Origin of the sequence: Rhodococcus sp. PBTS 1, from assembly GCF_001620025.1 — a bacterium.
GTDB lineage: Bacteria > Actinomycetota > Actinomycetes > Mycobacteriales > Mycobacteriaceae > Rhodococcoides > Rhodococcoides kroppenstedtii.
On sequence record NZ_CP015219.1, the window covers coordinates 3,969,013 to 3,984,115 of the forward strand.

Sequence of the window (15,103 nt, forward strand, 5' to 3'; positions counted from 1 at the left end):
GACGTTGCCTGACGATATCGTCACCTATGACAACTTCGACAGTCAAGGGTCGGTCGATCGTCCGAGCACCTCGGCCCGCACGGACTCGATCGCCCCCGTGACGAACCCTGGCACCATGGCGTCGGTGAAGCGCACCGTCTCGGCCGCCCTCGAGGTCACCGTCACCGATCCGACGAGTCTCGAGTTCCAGATCGCCGCCGCCCGCGTCCCCGGCCTGGTCATCGACGAGCAGTTGACGTTCGAACTCGACGGCCGCGCCCTCGCACCGGTGGAGATCACCGCGGAGCACGGCAGCCGCATCCACGGCTTCGACTGCGATCGCGGCCACCTCAGCGTCCGCTACCGCGCGACGGTCGACGGTCACGCCGAGCCGCCGGACGTCGTCGATCGGGACCTGTCGGTGTACCTGCGCCCGTCGCGCTACGCCGAGTCGGACACGCTGACCGGTTTCGCCGCACGGGAATTCGGCCACCTGCGGTCCGACGGCGAGGTCCTCGCCGCCGTGACGACCTGGGTCGCTCGGCGGCTGCGGTACGTGCCCGGCAGCAGCGACCCGATCGACGGCGCATCGGACACGCTCCTCGCCGGGGCCGGCGTCTGTCGGGACTACACCCACCTCGTCGTGGCTCTGCTCCGGGCGCGGCAGATCCCCGCCCGCCTCGTCGCCGTGTACGCGCCGGGGTGCGACCCCATGGACTTCCACGCCGTCGCCGAGGCCTGCATCGACGGGGTGTGGCGCGTCGTCGACGCGACCCGCCTCGCCCCCCGGCAGTCGCTGGTCCGTATCGCCACGGGACGAGACGCCGCGGACACCGCCTTCCTGGACAACCATGACGGCTATCTCACCCTCGACCGGTTGGACGTCCTCGCCGTCGTGGACGGCGACCTCCCCGTCGACGACGTCACCCGCGAGGTCTCGATTTCCTGACCCGGCAGGGCTACCTTCTGCTGGCATGGCCCACCCCGTGCGGTTCGACGACGACGACGCGTTGCTGCGACGTGTGCGGGAGCTGGCGCTGGGGTTCCCGGGGGCCGCGGAGAAGGTGAGCCACGGTCGGCCGCAGTTCTTCACCACGAAGACGTTCGCCGTGTACGGGGCGACGGTGAAGGGCGACCATCACTCGTCGCGGTGGGCGCGCTCCCTGCAGTTCCTCCCCGACCCCGACGAACACGACGCCCTGGTGGGCGACACCCGGTTCTTCGTTCCCGCGTACTGGGGGCCGGCCGGATGGCTCGGCCTCGACCTCACCGTCGCCGAGCCCGACTGGGACGAGGTCCGCGAACTGATCGACATGTCCTACCGACGCACGGCCACGAGGCGGCTGGTCGCCGAGCTCGACGCCCGCTCGTGACAGCATCGACCCCGTGCAGCTGCTCCTGATCCGTCACGCACTTCCGCTCCCGTCCACCGACGGAGCCGACCCGGATCTGTCCGATCTCGGCCGGGACCAGGCCGCCCGCCTCCCCGACGCCCTTGCGCCGCACGGCATCGTGCGCATCGTGTCGAGCCCCCAGCGCCGCGCACTCGACACCGCTGCGCCGCTCGCGGCCGCGCGCGGACTGGACGTCGACGTCCGGGACGGTCTGGCCGAGTACGACCGCGACCATGCCGGTTACCTGCCCATCGAGCAGGCCCGCGAGCAGTTCCCCGAGCAGTACGCACGCATCAAGGCCGGGTATCTGCCCGACGGCGTCGACGCGGACGCGTTCGCCGGCCGCGTCGAGGACGCACTCGCCCGGGTGATCGGCGAGACCGACCCCGACGCGTCCGTCGCCGTCGTCGCGCACGGCGGCGTCGTGAACGCCGTGCTGCATCGGCTGCTCGGCACCGCCACGCCCCTGACGTTCCCGATCGACTACTGCTCGATCACCCGCGTGCTCGTCTCACGGAGCGGTCACCGCACCGTCGCGTCGGTCAACGAGACCCAGCACGTGGTGGACCTGCTTCCCCGGTACCGGATGCGATCCTCATCGACTTCTCAATGAGCCTGATCAGGGACAATTTTCGGCGTTCCCGAGCCCTCGGCGCGTCCGCGTGTGTCCGAGGGTGTCCGCGGCGACCGTTAGCCTGAGCCCTACTATGTCTGCTCCCTCCGCGCACGGCGCGCCGCGGTCCGGCCCGCTCGCCGTCCTGTCCCGGCCTCTCGTGGCGCTCCTCGCGATCGTCCTGCCGCTACTGATCGCCGGCGGATACGCCGTGGCCAGCGGGCACGACGTCGATCCCGTCGCGTCCTCGAGCACGTCCACCACCGGTGCGGCGGGCGGCGAGGGCGGCGACGATGCCGCCGCGCAGCCCGGAGCGGACCCGCTCGCGAAGACGCGCTCGGCGCTGACCCAGACCCAGCTCCCGCTCAGTCTCCTCTCGGGCGGACTGACCCAGCTCACCGACGGTGCGCCGCTGCTCTCGGGCGGAGTGAACCAGCTCTCCGACGGGCTGGGGCAGGCCCGCGACGGTGCGCAGCAGCTCGCCGACGGCAACGGCCAGCTCGCCGGCGGTCTCGGTCAGCTCCAGGGCGGCGTCGTTCAGCTCGGCGACGGGGCCACGCAGATCAGCGGCGGAGTGAACCAACTGACGACGCCCCTGCTCGCCCTCGGCGAGAAGCAGGCGTCCGCCACGGCGGCCATCGCCGACGTCGCGAACCGCATCGAGACGCTGAACAACCCGATCACCACCGACGCCGCGCGCCAGCTGCGGGAGCTGATCGACACCCTGAACGCCCAGGGCCTCGGCCCCGACACGGTCTCACAGATCAACCAGCTGCGCGACGGTGCCGAACTGCTCGCCTACCAGTTGAGCGACCCGTCCAGCGAGTTCGTCACCGGCGTCGCCACGGCGGTCGACGGCTCGAACCAGCTGGCCACCGGCTCGGCGCAGCTGCGTGACGGTCTCGTCCAGCTCGACGACGGCGGCCGCCAGCTCCGTGCGGGCACCGACCAGCTGTCCTCTGGCATCGAACCCATCGAGGGCGTGGTGACCAGCCTGCAGAACGGCGTGCGCAACGCCACGACGTCGCTGCCCGGCGCCACCAACGTCACCGCGACCACCACGACGTCCGACGACGGCACCGTCTCCACCACCGTCGTCGCCTCAAGCCGGGACACCACCACGTACTACGTCATCGCGGCACTCGTCGCGGTGGCCGCCGTCGCCGCGGTGAGCCTGCTGCGCCGTCTCCGACCGGGTGCCCGCGTGGTCCCGGTGGTGGCCGTCGTCGCCATCGCCGCGGCCGCCTCGCTCGTCTACTGGGTGGTCGGCGACGGCCGGTCCGTCGGGACCCTCGTCGGCGGCGTCGCCTTCCTGCTGCTGGCCTCGGCGGCCTTCGTCGCGGCCGCCGGAGCGGTGCAGATGGCGTTCGGCCGCGTCGCGGGGCAGTCGGTGAACCTCGTGGCGCTGCTGGTCCAGCTCGCGGTGGCCGGCGCGGCACTCGTCGCCGCCCCCGACAGCCCGGTCTTCGGCCGCCTCGCCTCGTTCACGCCCGTTGGATGGCTCGCCACCGGCCTCGACCGCATCGGAGCCGACGCGATGGACGCCACCGGCTGGCTCGCCGTCGTCGTCACGGTGGCGCTGCTCGGAGTCGCCGGCATCGTCTGGTCCGTCGTGGCCCGGTCGCACCCGGCCGGAACCGTCGACGACCGCGCGTACGCGGGAGCCTGAGCGTCCCGATCGAGAGCGTCGAGGCTCAGGCGGGTGGGGTGAACGCGTCGATCACCGACGCCATGTCGTCCGATCCATGGCCTCGCTCGCTCGCGTCGGCGAACGCCGATCGCACCGCGCCGAGGAGACGTCCCGCGCCGGTGTTCCTGCCGTCGGCGTCCGTCGCGTCGGTGGCGTCGATCATGAGGTCGAGATCCTTGACCACGCCGTCCACGCCGAACGACGGGGCGAACTCGCGCTCGATCATCGCGGTGCCCTTGAGCTGGGTGTAGGGCGCGCCGATCGGGCCGCCGTCGAGTGCCTGCAGGAACAGCGCCGGGTCCACGCCGAGGTGCCGCGCGATCGCCACGGACTGCGCGGTGGCGGCCGTCAGCGTCGCGACCATCGCATTGCACGCGAGCTTGAGGGCGCTGGCCGCACCGGGCTCCGTGCCCGCCCACACCGTCTTCACGGCGATCGCCTCCACGACCGGTCGCACGGTGTCGAGGAGCGACTCGGGGCCGGAGATCAGCGCGGTGAGCTTCCCCTGCTCGGCCGGGGCCTTCGTGCCCAGAACGGGCGCGTCCAGCGTCGCGACGCCGTGCCGGCCGGCCAGGTCGGCCAACCGCACCGCTCCCGCCGGCCCGACGGTGGCGCTCTGCATCCACACCGCGCCGTCGCGCATCGCGGGCAGGAACGCGGCCGCGGCGTCGGTGGTGGCCGCCTCGTCGTAGAGCATCGTGACGACCACGTCGGCGTCGCGCACGCAGTCCGCCGGGTCGGTGGACCCCCGCGCCCCGGAATTCACGAGATCCACCGTGCGCTCCGCGGTACGGTTCCAGACGGACACGTCGTGGCCCGCCCGCAGGATCGACGCGGCCATGCCCGCGCCCATGGTGCCGGTTCCGATCACTGCCACTCGCACGTGCGACCTCCCTCACGATGACGACGACGCATTTCGTCCCGCCCGTGCCGGTGTGTTCCCATCGAGGGTCGAGATCAATCGTGACTAACGGTAAGGACCGCGCATGACCAGCCCACACGCCGCTGCATCACCCCGAGCCGGGCTTCGGGAGTGGGTGGGGCTGGCCGTTCTGGTCATGCCCATCCTGGTGGTGTCGATGGACATGTCGGTCCTCTATCTCGCCCTGCCGTCGCTCACCGTCGACCTCCAGCCGAGCAGCGCCGAACAGCTGTGGATCCTCGACATCTACAGCTTCATGCTGGCCGGCCTCCTGGTGACCATGGGCTCGCTCGGCGACCGCATCGGCACCCGGCGCCTGCTCATGATCGGATCGGTCGTCTTCGGCGTCGCCTCCGTGCTGGCCGCGTTCTCGCAGAACCCCGAATCGCTCATCGCCTCCCGCGTGCTGCTGGGTATCGGCGGCGCCACCCTCGCACCGTCGACGCTGTCCCTGCTGCGCAAGCTGTTCGTCGACCCGGTGCAGCGCGGCATGGCCGTCGGCGTGTGGACGGCCGGGTTCGCCGGCGGCGGATCCTTCGGGCCCGTGGTCGCCGGATTTCTGCTCGAGCACTTCTGGTGGGGGTCGGTGTTCCTGATCAACCTGCCGATCATGGCCCTGCTGCTCGTCGCCGCGCCGCTGATCCTGCCCGAGGCGAAGAACCCCGACCCCGGCCGCTTCGACCTGCTCGCCGTCGCGGGATCGATCGTGACCATGCTGGCCCTCGTCTTCGCTCTCAAGCACACCGCACAGGACGGCGTCGACTGGCAGGCCGGTGCCGCGCTCGTGGTCGCCGCCGTCGTCGGCACGTGGTTCGTCCGTCGTCAGCGGGCGAGCACCCACCCGATCATCGACTTCCCGCTGTTCCGCAATCCCGCGTTCTCGGTCGCCGTCATCGTGATCCTGGTGTCCGTCTTCGTCATCGCCGGGTTCAACCTGCTGCTCTCGCAGTTCCTGCAGCTCGTCATGGGCTTCAGCACCCTCGAGGCCGGACTGTGGTCGCTGATCCCGGCCGTCGCGACCGCGGTCGCCTCGCTCACGGCACCGTTCGTCATGAAGCGGCGGCCGCCGTCGGTGATCCTGCTCGGGTCCATCTGTGTCGCGGCCGTGGGCGCGGCCGTGGTCGGCCTCGTCGGGCTGCCGGGGTCGGTGACCACCGGGGCCGCTCTGGCCGTGCTGTTGTGCGGCATGGTGATCGCCTCGCTCGGCGTCGGAACGGGCACCACGCTCGGCTCGGACCGCGTGCTGGCCACCGCTGCACCGGAGAAGGCCGGGGCTGCGGGCGCCGTCTCCGAGACCGGCGCCGAACTCGGCGGCGCCCTGGGTATCGCCGTACTCGGATCGATCAACCTCGCCACCTACCGCCTGGCCCTCGGCGGCGACGTACCGCCGGACAGCACGCTCGCCGGTGTGCTGTCGGACCCGACCACCGGCCCCACCGTGGCCGACCGCGCCCGTGAGGCGTACGTGGACGGCATGGTCGCCGCGGCCGGGGCGACCGTCGGGATGCTGGTGGTCGCGGGTCTGGTGTCGGCCTACCTGTTCCGCCGAGCGGCTCGGACCGCCGCGGCCGAACCCGAGCGCCTGCCCGCAGCCTGACCCCCGCGAGTTTTCCCACACGATCGGCGCCCGTTCCGCGGATTCGCGGTTCTCGGCGCAATCGTGTGGAAGAACTCGCAAAGGACACCCGACACACGTCAGCACCCCCTCCCATGACGACGGGAGGGGGTGCTGACGGTGGTTCTCGCTAGCGCTGCGCCATCTGCGTCGGCGTGATCGGCGCCGGCAGGGCGGTCTTGCCCATGAGGAAGCTGTCCACCGCGGAGGCGGCGGAACGGCCCTCGGCAATGGCCCACACGATCAGGGACTGGCCGCGGCCCATGTCACCGGCCACGAACACGCCCTCGACGTTGGTGTTCCACTTGTCCGTGCGGGCGACGTTGCCGCGCTCGTTGAGGTTCACACCGAGGTCGGTGAGCAGACCGGGCTTCTCCGGACCGGTGAAGCCCATCGCGAGCAACACCAGGTCGGCCTCGAGGTGGAAGTCTGACCCCTCCACCTTGTGGAAGCGACCGTCCTTGAACTCGACCTCGTGCGCGTCGAGCCCGGTGACGATGCCGTTCTCGCCGGTGAACTTCTCGGTGTTGACCGAGAACACCCGCTCGCCACCCTCCTCGTGAGCCGAGGACACGCGGTACACCAACGGGTACGTCGGCCACGGCGTGGAGTCGGCACGCTCCTCGGGCGGGCGCGGCATGATCTCGAACTGGTGGACGCTGGCCGCACCCTGACGGTGCGACGTGCCCAGGCAGTCCGCGCCGGTGTCGCCGCCGCCGATGATGACGACCTTCTTGCCCCGCGCGGTGATCGGCGGCTGGCCGTTGGCGTCGGTGACGGCATCGCCGAGCTGCACCCGGTTGGCCCACGGCAGGAACTCCATGGCCTGGTGGATGCCGCCGTACTCGCGGCCGGGCACCTCCAGATCACGGGCCTTGGTGGCACCGCCGGAGAGGACGACGGCGTCGAACTGCGCCCGCAGGTCCGCGGCCGTGATGTCGACACCGACGTTCACGCCGGTGCGGAAGATGGTGCCCTCGGCCTCCATCTGCGCGATGCGGCGATCGATGTGCCGCTTCTCCATCTTGAACTCGGGGATGCCGTAGCGGAGCAGACCGCCGATGCGGTCGGCGCGCTCGAAGACCGTGACCGTGTGACCGGCCCGCGTGAGCTGCTGCGCCGCAGCGAGTCCCGCCGGACCCGAGCCGACCACAGCCACCGTCTTGCCGGTGAGGTACGTCGGGTAGACGGGCTGGACCCAACCCTCGTCGAAGGCGCGGTCGATGATCTCGACCTCGACCTGCTTGATGGTCACCGGATCCTGGTTGATGCCCAGGACGCACGACGCCTCGCACGGCGCCGGGCACAACCGCCCGGTGAACTCCGGGAAGTTGTTCGTGGCGTGCAGCCGGTCGATGGACTCGCGCCACCGGTCCTTGTACACCAGGTCGTTCCACTCGGGAATGAGGTTCCCCAGCGGACACCCGTTGTGGCAGAACGGGATACCGCAGTCCATGCAGCGGCTGGCCTGCGTCCGCAGCGTGTCCGTCGAGAAGTCCTCGTAGACCTCTTTCCAGTCCATGAGACGCAGGTCGACGGGACGGCGCTTCGGCAGTTCCCTGGACGTGTTCTTCAGAAATCCCTGCGGGTCACCCACGAGCTGCCTCCATGATCGCCTCGTCCACGTCGGCGCCGTTCTTCTCGGCTTCCGAAATGGCGAGCAGTACCTTCTTGTAATCCCGCGGCATCACCTTCACGAAGTGATTCACCTGCTGCGACCAATCGGCGAGGATGCGCTCCGCGACCTCGGATCCGGTCTGGTCGCGGTGGCGGGTGACCGCGTCCTTGAGCCACGCGAACTCGTCGCCCTCGAGGGCTTCGATGTCCACCAGCTCGGTGTTCAAGTTGGCCTCGAAGGTCGAGTTCGGATCGAACACGAACGCCACGCCGCCGGACATGCCGGCACCGAAGTTGCGGCCGGTCTCGCCGAGAATGACCACCTTGCCACCGGTCATGTACTCGCAGCCGTGGTCACCCACACCCTCGACGACGGCGGTGGCGCCGGAGTTGCGCACCGCGAACCGCTCGCCGACGACACCGCGAATCAGCGCCTCGCCCTCGGTGGCCCCGAAGAGAATGACGTTGCCGGCGATGATGTTGTTCTCCGCGACGAAGTCCGGGTTGGCGTCGCGCGACGGGCGCACGACGATCCGTCCGCCCGACAGACCCTTGCCGACGAAGTCGTTGGCGTCACCCTCGAGGCGCAGCGTCATGCCCTTCGGCACGAACGCACCGAAGCTGTTGCCGGCGGACCCGGTGAAGGTGATGTCGATGGTGTCGTCGGGCAGGCCGTCGGCACCGTACTTCTTGGTCAGCTCGTGGCCGAGCATCGTGCCCACCGTGCGGTTGACGTTGGTGATCCGCGTGGTGAACTGCACCTTCTCGCCCGAGTCCAGGGCCTCCCGGCTCTGGGTGATGAGCTGCTGGTCCAGCGCCTTGTCCAGCGAATGATCCTGGGTGCCCGTGCAGTACAGGTCCTGGTTCATGAACGCCGACTCGGGCTGGTCCAGGATCGGCGACAGGTCGAGCTTCGACGCCTTCCAGTGCTCCTTGGCCGCGGTGGTGTCGAGCAGGCCGACCTGACCGACGGCCTCGTCCAGCGTGCGGAAGCCGAACTCCGCCAGGTACTCCCGGACCTCCTCGGCGATGTAGAGGAAGAAGTTCTCGACGAACTCCGGCTGGCCCGCGAACCGCTTGCGCAGCACCGGGTTCTGCGTGGCGACGCCCACCGGGCAGGTGTCGAGGTGGCAGACGCGCATCATGATGCAGCCCGAGACCACCAGCGGGGCGGTGGCGAAACCGAACTCCTCGCCGCCGAGCAGGGCGGCGACCATGACGTCGCGGCCGGTCTTGAGCTGGCCGTCCACCTGCACCACGATGCGATCGCGAAGTCCGTTGAGCAGCAACGTCTGCTGGGTCTCGGCCAGGCCGAGCTCCCACGGCGCACCCGCGTGCTTGACGGAGGTGAGCGGCGTCGCGCCCGTGCCGCCGTCGTGGCCCGAGATGAGGACGACGTCCGCGTGAGCCTTCGACACGCCGGCGGCGACCGTGCCCACGCCGATCTCGGAGACGAGCTTGACGTGGATGCGTGCCGACGGGTTCGCGTTCTTCAGGTCGTGGATCAGCTGCGCGAGATCCTCGATCGAGTAGATGTCGTGGTGCGGGGGCGGCGAGATCAGACCCACGCCCGGCGTGGAGTGCCTGACCTCGGCCACCCACGGGTACACCTTGTGCGCCGGAAGCTGGCCGCCCTCACCGGGCTTGGCTCCCTGCGCCATCTTGATCTGGATGTCGGTGCAGTTGGTCAGGTAGTTCGAGGTGACGCCGAAACGGCCCGACGCGACCTGCTTGATCGCCGACCGCCGCGAGTCGCCGTTCTCGTCCGGCGTGAAACGCGCGACGTCCTCGCCGCCCTCGCCGGAGTTCGACCGACCGCCGAGGCGGTTCATCGCGATGGCGAGCGTCTCGTGAGCCTCGGCGGAGATCGATCCGTAGCTCATCGCACCGGTGGAGAAGCGCTTGACGATCTCGCGCGCCGACTCGACTTCCTCGAGGGGAATCGGGTTCCGACCCTCGGTACGGAAGCGGAACAACCCGCGCAGCGACGCCAGTCGCTCCGACTGGTCGTCCACCATCTGCGTGTACTCCTTGAACACGCGGTACTGACCGGTGCGCGTCGCGTGCTGGAGCTTGAACACGGTGTCCGGGTTGAACAGGTGGTACTCGCCCTCGCGACGCCACTGGTATTCGCCACCCGTCTCGAGCTCGCGATGGGCGCGCTCGAACTTGTTGTCCAGGTAAGCAATACCGTGGCGTGCCGCCACGTCGGCGGCGATCTGGTCGAGGTCGATGCCGCCGAGCGGCGAGGTGACACCGTGGAAGTACTCGTCGACCAGGTCCTGCGACAGACCGATGACCTGGAAGAGCTGCGCACCGGTGTACGACGCGAGCGTGGAGATGCCCATCTTCGACATCACCTTGAGCACACCCTTGCCGGCGGCCTTGATGTAGTTGCGCACGGCGGCGTCGTACTCGACGCCCTGCAGGTTGCCGCGCTCGATCATGTCCTCGATGGACTCGAACGCCATGTACGGATTGACCGCGGCCGCACCGAATCCGACGAGCGTGGCCATGTGGTGCACCTCGCGGGCGTCACCGGCCTCGACGATCAGACCGACCTTGGTGCGCGTCTTCTCGCGCACCAGGTGATGGTGGACCGCCGAGGTGAGCAGCAGCGACGGGATCGGCGCCAGCTTCTCGTTGGACTCGCGGTCCGAGAGGATCACGATGCGGGCGCCCCCGGCGATGGCCGCGGACACCTGCGCACGGATGATCTCGAGCGAACGACGCAGTCCCTCACCGCCTTCCGCGACCGGATAGAGCCCGCGGACGACGACCGAGCGCAGCTCGTCGAGGTTGCCGTCGTCGTTGATGTGGACGAGCTTGGCCAGCTCGTCGTTGTGCAGGATTGGCGAGTTGAGCACGATCTGGCGGCACGCCTCGGCGGTGGGCTGCAACAGATCCCGTTCCGGACCGATGGTGCCGCCGAGGCTGGTCACCACTTCCTCGCGGATGGCATCCAGCGGCGGGTTGGTCACCTGCGCGAAGAGCTGCGAGAAGTAGTCGAAGAGCATGCGGGGGCGAGCCGAGAGCACCGCGACGGGCGTGTCGGTGCCCATCGAACCGACGGCCTCGGCACCCGTCTTCGCCATGGGAGCGAGGAGAACGTTCAACTCCTCGGTGGTGTAGCCGAAGATCTGCTGACGGATGAGCACGCGATCGTGCGACATGTGCACGTGCGGCCGCTCGGGCAGCTCGTCGACCGTGAGCAGTCCCTGGTCCAGCCACTCCTGGTACGGGTGCTCCGCCGCGAGTTCGTCCTTGATCTCGTCGTCGCTGACGATGCGGCCCTGCGCGGTGTCCACGAGGAACATGCGGCCGGGCTGCAGACGGACCTTCTTCACGATGCGCGACGGCTCGATGTCGAGCACGCCGACCTCGGACGCCATGACGACCAGGCCGTCGTCGGTGACCCACAGTCGCGAGGGACGCAGGCCGTTGCGGTCGAGCACGGCGCCGATGACGGTGCCGTCGGTGAAGCACACCGATGCGGGGCCGTCCCACGGCTCCATCAGCGTCGAGTGGAACTGGTAGAACGCCCGACGGGCGGGGTCCATGGTCTCGTGATGTTCCCAGGCCTCCGGGATCATCATGAGCACCGCGTGCGGCAGGCTGCGGCCACCCAGGTGCAGGAACTCGAGCACCTCGTCGAACCGCGCGGTATCGGAGGCGCCGCGCGTGCACACGGGGAAGATCGCGTCGAGCTTCTCCCGGCCGCCGAAGGCGTCCGAGTCGATCAGCGCCTCCCGAGCGCGCATCCAGTTCTCGTTGCCGGTGACGGTGTTGATCTCACCGTTGTGCGCGACACGACGGAACGGGTGCGCGAGCGGCCACGAGGGGAACGTGTTGGTGGAGAAGCGGGAGTGCACCAGACCCAGGGCGCTCTCGACGCGCTCGTCCTGCAGGTCGAGGTAGAAACCCTTGAGCTGCGGCGTCGTCAGCATGCCCTTGTAGACGATCGTCGACGGGGACAGCGACGGGAAGTAGACCGACTCGCGGCCGGGACCGTCCTTGCCCGGGCCCTCGGTCCCGAGCTCGTGCTCGACGCGCTTGCGGGCGACGAATGCCCGGCGCTCGAGGTCGAGCCCGGTGAGCGACCGATCCGGTGCGGCGACGAAGATCTGCCGGAACGTCGGCATCGCGTCGCGGGCCAGCGCGCCGAGCGACGTGTCGTCGGTCTCGAGCGTGCGCCACCCCAGGACCTCGAGGCCCTCCTCGACGACGATGCGCTCGACGCCCTCGACCGCCTCCTGCACCGCGGCGCGCGCCTGCGGGAGGAAGGCGATACCGGTGGCGTAGGCACCCTCGGCGGGCAGCTCGAAGTCCACGACGGCGCGGTAGAACGCGTCGGGCACCTGGATCAGGATGCCGGCGCCGTCACCGGTGTTGGGCTCGGCGCCGGCCGCGCCGCGGTGTTCGAGATTGACCAGTGCGGTGATCGCCTTGTCGACGATGTCGCGGCTGCGACGGCCGTACATGTCGACGACGAACGCGACGCCACAGGAGTCGTGTTCGTGGGCGGGGTCGTAGAGGCCCTGTGCTGCTGGGTACCGGTGACCGGGAATCTGCATGGTGTCTTGCCTCACTGCGAGTCGAGCCAGAATCCGCGTCGTCGTCCTGGACTCCTCCGGCACGCTCGTCGAGACGAGAGGGAGCGCACGAGGCGATCGGGAGCCGCCGCGGGGCGGTTCGAGAGCGGGTTCGCCGTTGAACACACACTCGGATCGGGCTGTCGGCCGGCGCGAACGCCCCGCTCGATGATGGTGCTCGAGCAGCGCGCCGAACGCTCGGCCGGGTGTTTCCGGGCAGGGGGGAGTGCTTGTGGGTCCACCCCGCGAGGAAAACGATAGGTCAGCACCCCGACGAATTCACAAACAAGGGTTACCTTCACGGCCCTCACCTGCGACGACGTCGAAAGCTACGACGGTACGTGGGCCGCCGGGCGTCGTTGCACGGCGTCGTGACCATTCGGTCCACCCGCCGACGTGGGCGGTCCGGGTGGCCGACCCGGTCTGCACGGCCCGGGAATCGGGCGAATGCGGACACGGTCACGCAACACCGACGATACCGGGACGACACGCAGCGCAACAGAGAGAAGAGCGCCACAACGCAGAGCGAACGAGAGCAACCGAGAACGGGACCGCCGGATACACCCGGAAACGACTACTGGCCGCAGCGATGAGAATCAGCTACGGCCAGCGTGGTGGGCGAAGGGGGACTTGAACCCCCACGTCCCGAAGGACACTGGCACCTGAAGCCAGCGCGTCTGCCATTCCGCCACTCGCCCGAGCGACCCGAGAACGGTAGCACGGCCGTCGTCGCGGGCCGAAATCGCCGGGAGCCGCGGTGGTCCGTCCGGACCGTTCGCCCGTTTCTCGGGGTCGCGGCCGGGTCGACCGACGGATTCCGGCGTATAGCATGAATGTGCCGTCCCGGACCGCCGGGACACGCAGCCGTGTCCGAAGCACAGCCGTGACCGAGAAACAATCGGCCCGAGCACGATCGAGGGAGGGTGACGTGGGAGTGGTTCAGCGGTTCGAGCGGAAACTGCAGAGCGCCGTCGGCGACGCCTTCGCGCGCGTGTTCGGCGGCGGGGTGGTGCCGGCGGAGGTCGAGGCCGCGCTGCGGCAGGAAGCCCTGAGCGGTGTGCGCACCCTCGACGGTGGTCACGTGCTCGCCCCCAACGACTTCGTCATCACCATCAGCCCGGCCGATCACGAGCGCCTCGCCTCCGATCAGGATCTGACCACGCGCGCCTTCTCCCGGCACCTACAGGACTACATCACCGAGCAGGGGTGGCAGACGTACGGCACCGTCGCCGTGCATTTCGAGGCCGCACCGACCCTCCACACCGGCCAGTTCCGCACCGCCGGCCGCGTGAATCCGGATGCGGGGACCGACCACGGCCCCGCCGCCGACGCACGTCAGACTCGAGACCGACCCCACCGCCCCACCCCGTCGACATCAGGAGCCGTCTCCATGACTCAGAATCCCGGGAATCGCACCGAGGGCGACGAGCCCGACCGCGAGGCCGGATCCGTCACCCACGGCCCACGCAACGGCAGCGCCTACCCGGGCGAGACCGCGTCGGGCGTTGAGTCGGAGAACCGCGTTCGCCCGCCGGCCGGCTACCCCGGTCGGCCCGCGGCGGATGCGCGTCCCCGCGGTGGCGTTCAGCCTCCACACGGCGCACCGGGTCCGGACCGCGGCGATCGCGGCGGTCACGAACAGGGTGCCTACGACCAGGGCGGCTACGAGCGGGATCCGCGCGGTTACCGGCCGGGCGGGTACGAGCAGGGCGGCTACCCGCCGCCACGCGGTCACGAGCAGGGCGGCTACGACCAGCGCGGCTACGAGCACGGTGGCTACGACCAGCGCGGCTACGAGCACGGTGGCTACGACCAGCGCGGCTACGAGCAGGGCGGCTACGACCAGCGCGGCTACGAGCAGGGCGGCTACGGTCGTCCGGGTCCCGATCCTCGCCCGTACGGCCGGCCCGATCAGGGTTACGGCCAGCAGGGTTACGGCCAGCAGGGTTACGGCCAGCAGGGTTACGGCCAGCAGGGCTACGGGCAGGACTACGGCCGGCCCGACTACGGACAGCAGGGGTACGGCCGGCAGGGTTACGGGCAGGACCACGGCCGGCCCGACTACGACCGGCAGGGTTACGGCCCGGGCTACGGCCGGCCCGACACCGACGACCGCGACTGGGACCGGCAGGCGTACGACCGGCCGGGGCACGACCAGCGTGCGTACGGCGCCGCCTACGACGCAGCCGCCGCGGACGAGGGTCCGTCGACGCAGGGATACCGGGCTCCCGACCTGCACGACGCCCCCGCCGGGACCGCTACGGCGACCCTGTCGCTCGAGGACGGCAGCGGCCGGCAGTTCCAGTTGCGCGACGGGGCCAACATCGTCGGCCGCGGTCAGGACGCCCACTTCCGCCTGCCCGACACCGGGGTGTCGCGTCGCCACTTCGAGGTGCGCTGGGACGGTCGCGTGGCGACGTTGTCCGATCTTGGTTCCACCAACGGCACCACCGTCAACGGTTCGCCGGTGCAGGACTGGCAGCTCGCGGACGGCGACGTCGTGCGGGCCGGTCACTCCGAGATCCTGGTGCGCATCGTCTGATCCGGTGCACGGGGAACGCCACCGCGTCCCGGTGCGCGTGTGACCTCGCTGTCACCCCCTGCCCCTATGATGCTGCGAGATGGCACACGTGACGCGTGCGCCGGAACGTCCGTGTCGGCGCATTGCCGTCGACGTCGCC

Annotated in this window: 9 protein-coding genes and 1 tRNA gene; 6 read left to right on the forward strand and 4 right to left on the reverse strand. The window is 70.0% G+C overall.

Features of this window, described 5'->3' with window-relative positions:
• Positions 1-115 precede the first annotated feature (115 nt).
• The 4 genes from A3Q40_RS18245 to A3Q40_RS18260 all read left to right on the forward strand — a co-directional run bounded on the left by A3Q40_RS18245 (position 116) and on the right by A3Q40_RS18260 (position 3,655).
• Positions 116-928, forward strand: coding sequence for a transglutaminase-like domain-containing protein (locus A3Q40_RS18245; RefSeq protein WP_068104363.1), 813 nt, complete (start codon positions 116-118; stop codon positions 926-928).
• A 25-nt stretch (positions 929-953) separates the two neighbouring features.
• Complete coding sequence (locus A3Q40_RS18250; RefSeq protein WP_068104365.1) at positions 954-1,352, forward strand: MmcQ/YjbR family DNA-binding protein; 399 nt, start codon at positions 954-956, stop codon at positions 1,350-1,352.
• Between the two features lie 13 nt (positions 1,353-1,365).
• Positions 1,366-1,986 (forward strand): histidine phosphatase family protein, encoded by a 621-nt coding sequence (locus A3Q40_RS18255; protein ID WP_068104367.1) that lies wholly within the window; start codon positions 1,366-1,368, stop codon positions 1,984-1,986.
• A gap of 94 nt (positions 1,987-2,080) precedes the next feature.
• Positions 2,081-3,655: a hypothetical protein gene (locus tag A3Q40_RS18260; protein ID WP_069972987.1), complete on the forward strand. Its 1,575-nt coding sequence runs from the start codon at positions 2,081-2,083 to the stop codon at positions 3,653-3,655.
• A gap of 25 nt (positions 3,656-3,680) precedes the next feature.
• Here the strand turns inward: A3Q40_RS18260 and A3Q40_RS18265 are convergent, their stop codons facing one another.
• Entirely contained in the window at positions 3,681-4,559 is an 879-nt protein-coding gene (locus A3Q40_RS18265; protein ID WP_235606359.1) for an NAD(P)-dependent oxidoreductase, read from the reverse strand.
• Positions 4,560-4,662: 103 nt separating this feature from the next.
• Here A3Q40_RS18265 and A3Q40_RS18270 point away from each other — a divergent pair, with 103 nt between their 5' ends.
• A complete protein-coding gene (locus tag A3Q40_RS18270; RefSeq protein ID WP_068104370.1) occupies positions 4,663-6,195 on the forward strand; it encodes an MFS transporter in 1,533 nt (510 codons plus the stop codon).
• 148 nt (positions 6,196-6,343) lie between these two features.
• Here the strand turns inward: A3Q40_RS18270 and A3Q40_RS18275 are convergent, their stop codons facing one another.
• From A3Q40_RS18275 to A3Q40_RS18285, 3 genes are all read right to left on the reverse strand, one after another.
• Positions 6,344-7,810 (reverse strand): glutamate synthase subunit beta, encoded by a 1,467-nt coding sequence (locus A3Q40_RS18275; protein WP_068104372.1) that lies wholly within the window; start codon positions 7,808-7,810, stop codon positions 6,344-6,346.
• A complete protein-coding gene (gene gltB / locus A3Q40_RS18280) occupies positions 7,803-12,404 on the reverse strand; it encodes a glutamate synthase large subunit (protein WP_068104373.1) in 4,602 nt (1,533 codons plus the stop codon). Before gltB ends, A3Q40_RS18275 begins: the two co-directional genes overlap by 8 nt.
• 630 nt (positions 12,405-13,034) lie before the next feature.
• A tRNA-Leu gene (locus A3Q40_RS18285) sits at positions 13,035-13,120 on the reverse strand.
• A 230-nt stretch (positions 13,121-13,350) separates the two neighbouring features.
• Here A3Q40_RS18285 and A3Q40_RS18290 point away from each other — a divergent pair.
• Positions 13,351-14,964, forward strand: coding sequence for an FhaA domain-containing protein (locus A3Q40_RS18290; protein ID WP_068104375.1), 1,614 nt, complete (start codon positions 13,351-13,353; stop codon positions 14,962-14,964).
• Positions 14,965-15,103: the final 139 nt, after the last annotated feature.